The following is an 800-nucleotide window of genomic DNA, read 5'->3' on the forward strand; positions in this document are numbered from 1 at the left end:
CTGGGGTGTCATGGTTCTTGTAGACAGCAGAACTCTTGTTGAGAGGAGACTGTTGGGTATGGGTACTTCTAGGCCTCGTCGTGTGTTCACTGATGAGTTCAAGGCTGATGCGGTGGCGATGGTGACTCAGTTGGGTCGTCCTCGTGCTGAGGTGGCTCGGGATTTGGGGATTGGTGAGTCGACGTTGGGGCGGTGGGTTGCCTCGGCCACGGGTACGGCTGGGTCGGGTTCAGGGTCGAATCGTCGGGCTCCGGACTTGGCTGGTGATGATCCGAATGAGATGCGTCGGGAACTGGCTCGGTTGCGGGAGGAGAACGCGTTCTTGAAAAAAGCGGCGGCCTTCTTCGCGCAGGAACAGCGGTAGTCAGCAAGTATCGGCTGATCCGTTCGGAAGAAGGCAACTTCCCGATCACGATGATGTGTCGCCTGTTGCAGATTGAGCGGAGCGGGTATTACGCCTGGCGTAGGGACTGCGACCTCGAGCCGGCACCGGAATCGCGGGCCGGGCGACGGGTGGTCCTTGCTGATCGGATCCACTCGTTGTGGGAGCAGTCGCGGCGGGTTCATGGTGCTCGTCGGATTCATGCTGATCTGCTCTCCGATGGGCAGATGGTGTCGTTGTGGCTGGTCAGGTCGATTATGGCGGAGTTGAAGATCTGTGGCTTGCAGCCTCGAGTCACCCGACGGACCACTGTTGCTTCACCTGAGGCTGGTTCTCGTGAGGATTTGGTGCGCCGCCAGTTCTGTCCGCCGGTGCCGACGACAATGCTGGTCGGGGACATCACTTACCTCAAGACGGG

2 protein-coding genes are annotated in these 800 nt (G+C 59.9%); both read left to right on the forward strand.

The window, feature by feature from the left end; all coding sequences use genetic code 11:
* The coding region (locus GM1_RS21405) for a transposase (RefSeq protein WP_217997967.1) at positions 1-364 on the forward strand (364 nt) is incomplete at its 5' end.
* A gap of 53 nt (positions 365-417) precedes the next feature.
* The coding region (locus GM1_RS22140) for an IS3 family transposase (RefSeq protein ID WP_223291311.1) at positions 418-800 on the forward strand (383 nt) is incomplete at its 3' end.

Origin of the sequence: Gordonia malaquae NBRC 108250 (assembly GCF_000344135.1) — a bacterium.
GTDB lineage: Bacteria > Actinomycetota > Actinomycetes > Mycobacteriales > Mycobacteriaceae > Gordonia > Gordonia malaquae.